This window comes from Corynebacterium sp. HMSC22B11, from assembly GCF_001815965.1.
Classification (GTDB): Bacteria; Actinomycetota; Actinomycetes; order Mycobacteriales; family Mycobacteriaceae; genus Corynebacterium.
The window spans coordinates 1-2,985 of sequence record NZ_KV823511.1 but is presented as its reverse complement, the minus strand read 5'-3'; the positions used below and the strand labels follow the sequence as shown (position 1 = coordinate 2,985).

Below are 2,985 nucleotides of genomic sequence, written 5' to 3'. Positions count from 1 at the left end.
TTCCTACTGCCCCAACTTTGCAACAGCACCCTTTCGGAGCCGTGGGAGGACTGGAAGAACAACGGGGATCGGGTCTACGCCGACGTCGAGCAGGCGGGCGAGGGTTCTGGGTATTTACGCCATCGGATTAGATGGATGTATGACGGAAGAGCATAAAAACGTATTCGGATATATCCATGACTCAATGAAGGAGCCGTCCGAAAAGAAAAGGCAGTGGGGGATGGTTCTTGTACAGTCCGGGCTACCAGTAATGTTTCTTGCCAGCTCAGGGGGGTGAGTTGGATGCTCTCGCAGTGCTTGTGGAAAAAGTAGGATACGTTTCTCTTATAGTCGGGTTTGCGCTCTTCTTTGTGGGGATAGGAGGGCGCCGCTTTGAAAAGCGCAGGCTTTTGGCGGGGGGAGGTCTTGCGGTGCTGCTTGTTATCCTGGCCAGCTTTATTCCAGGGGCGAATTTTTTCGCTGAGGCGTCGCATGGGGCGCAACTTTTCTGGATGTTCGCCGCCCAATTCTCGTCTTTGGCTTTTGTGCAGTTATGGGAGACCTTCCGGGGTTCGGGAGGTGGGGGAGCTGATGGAAAGACCGACAAAGGTAGTGAATGTTGATGTGCTCTTGTGCTTGGTAGGAGCCATGTTCCCTACGGGTGTCTCTTTGGGGCATGCCAAATGAGACACTTTCGAGTTACAGGAAAATCTGTTGCTCTAGGGTTGGTTTATGGCCAAAGAGACAGATCTGTCGCTACCGCTTGAGCTAAATGAACACCAGCACGTCGTCACGGGCCAGTTGGTGGGGTACGCCCGCGTCAGCACACCGGATCAGAACCTGGACCGTCAGGTAGCCCGGCTCCAGAAGGCTGGGGCGACCGAGATCTACAAGGAAAAGATCAGTGGCGCGTCCCGGGAGAGGCCACAGCTGGAGGAGATGCTGCGCTACCTGCGTAAGGGAGATCAGCTGATCGTTACGAGCATGGATCGGCTGGCGCGGTCGTTCCTCGACCTGCACACCATCGTCGATGATCTTGTTCATCGGGGAGTGTCAGTGCGGTTCCTCCGGGAGTCGCAGACCTACTCGTCCCAAAGTGACCCGGTGGCCGCGTTGATGCTTGGTGTCCTGGGCAGTGTTGCGCAGTTCGAGCGGGCGATCATGCGGGAGCGCCAGGCCGAGGGGATTGAGCGGGCGAAAAAGCGCGGCGCATACAAGGGGCGAGCGCCGGCAATGAACGAGATCAGCATCGAGCAGGCGCGCGAAATGGTCGATATGGGAGTGCCTAAGGCAGACGTTGCTCGCCGTCTAGGTGTGATGTCCAGGGACGTTGTTCTGGCCCCCGCCCGTAATGACACCGTGCCGATTCAAGAAGTATCTGTCCAGACCGCTTGCCATTGAAGGCATGTTAGAGTTTGGGGCATGTCGAGTCCCGAATCAGACAGGTCAGGGGTTGTCGGTCACACCGCCAGCCCCTTGAACCACTAGTTACGACGCCCACGATCTGTGTGGGCGTATGTCTGGCGTACCCGGGGCGCTGGCCGTGGTGACAAGAAGAACCATTTCTTGATCTCACACCTCGGAGTACTCGATGCCTTTTGCCCTCTACATGCTTGCCCTGGCGGTCTTCGTCATGGGCACTTCAGAATTCATGCTCGCGGGATTGCTCCCCGCGATCGCGACCGAACTTGACGTCTCGGTCGGCACTGCGGGCCTGCTGACCTCCGCATTCGCAGTCGGTATGGTCGTCGGCGCGCCAGTGATGGCGGCATTCGCTCGCCGTTGGCCACCGCGGCTCACATTGATCGTTTGCCTTCTCGTGTTCGCGGGAAGCCACGTCATCGGAGCGATGACACCAGTGTTCTCTCTCCTGCTCATCACCCGGGTGCTCAGCGCTCTCGCAAACGCAGGATTCCTCGCCGTAGCACTGAGCACGGCCACTACCCTCGTGCCAGCGAACCAGAAGGGGCGTGCACTGTCGATCCTGCTCTCCGGCACGACGATCGCAACCGTCGTGGGCGTCCCCGCCGGGGCACTGCTCGGCACAGCGCTGGGCTGGCGAACGACGTTCTGGGCGATCGCCATCCTCTGTATTCCCGCGGCCGTTGGAGTCATTCGTGGCGTCACGAACAATGTTGGTCGGAGCGAGACTAGCGCGACCTCACCAAGGCTCCGTGTCGAGCTCAGCCAGTTGGCGACGCCGCGGCTCATCCTGGCCATGGCACTCGGAGCGCTGATCAACGGAGGGACCTTTGCGGCATTCACCTTCCTGGCACCCATCGTGACCGAGACCGCGGGCTTGGCCGAAGCGTGGGTGTCCGTCGCGCTGGTGATGTTCGGCATCGGATCGTTCCTTGGCGTCACGATCGCAGGACGACTATCAGATCAACGACCTGGCCTCGTGCTCGCAGTCGGCGGACCGCTATTGCTGACAGGCTGGATCGTGTTGGCAGTGGTCGCATCTCATCCCGTTGCGCTTATCGTCCTCGTCCTCGTTCAGGGATTCCTGTCGTTCGGCGTCGGCAGTACTCTGATCACGCGTGTGCTGTATGCAGCATCGGGTGCGCCAACGATGGGCGGTTCGTACGCAACCGCAGCATTGAATATCGGAGCTGCAGCGGGGCCCGTGCTTGGTGCGCTCGGGCTCGCGACCGGGCTGGGGCTGCTCGCGCCGGTTTGGGTCGCTTCGGTGCTGACAGCGATCGCTCTCGTCATCATGCTTCTCACCAGACGCGCGCTTACGAAGACCGCGGCGGAGGCCAATTGATGACCCATCCGAACGCTCTTCTCACTCCTCGTGCCCGTCTCCGGTTAGCTCGGCTGATTGTCGAAGACGGCTATCCGGCCACGATCGCCGCAAAGATGGGGTCGTTTGCGGGAGAGGGCGAAATCCTACGCTAAGGCTTTGGCCAACGATATTCTCCGGTAAGATTGATGTGTTCCCAGGGGATAGGAGAAGTCGCTTGATATCTAGGGTGCTGTTGCAAAGTTGGGGCAGTAGGAAGA

At 59.4% G+C, this 2,985-nt stretch carries 3 protein-coding genes and 1 pseudogene; all 4 read left to right on the top strand.

The features are described 5' to 3' along the window. Window positions 1–711 precede the first annotated feature (711 nt). Window positions 712–1,380 carry a recombinase family protein gene (locus tag HMPREF3088_RS07970; protein ID WP_070759240.1) on the top strand — a complete coding sequence of 223 codons (669 nt, stop codon included), beginning with the start codon at window positions 712–714 and terminating at the stop codon, window positions 1,378–1,380. Window positions 1,381–1,495: 115 nt separating this feature from the next. Then, window positions 1,496–1,549 carry a chloramphenicol resistance leader peptide gene (locus tag HMPREF3088_RS10890; RefSeq protein WP_011113070.1) on the top strand — a complete coding sequence of 18 codons (54 nt, stop codon included), beginning with the start codon at window positions 1,496–1,498 and terminating at the stop codon, window positions 1,547–1,549. A gap of 21 nt (window positions 1,550–1,570) precedes the next feature. Further along, window positions 1,571–2,746: a chloramphenicol efflux MFS transporter Cmx gene (cmx, locus tag HMPREF3088_RS07965; RefSeq protein ID WP_005297378.1), complete on the top strand. Its 1,176-nt coding sequence runs from the start codon at window positions 1,571–1,573 to the stop codon at window positions 2,744–2,746. Then, window positions 2,746–2,844 (top strand): annotated as a pseudogene (locus tag HMPREF3088_RS10245) (IS481 family transposase); the annotation flags it as partial. The gene cmx and the pseudogene HMPREF3088_RS10245, both read left to right, overlap by 1 nt. Window positions 2,845–2,985 lie beyond the last annotated feature (141 nt).

What these genes read in the sequence shown, in the direction of transcription:
- cmx (WP_005297378.1), top strand. Translation starts at nt 1,571, where the DNA reads ATGCCTTTTGCCCTCTACATGCTTGCCCTGGCGGTCTTCGTCATGGGC.
- HMPREF3088_RS07970 (WP_070759240.1), top strand. Translation starts at nt 712, where the DNA reads ATGGCCAAAGAGACAGATCTGTCGCTACCGCTTGAGCTAAATGAACAC.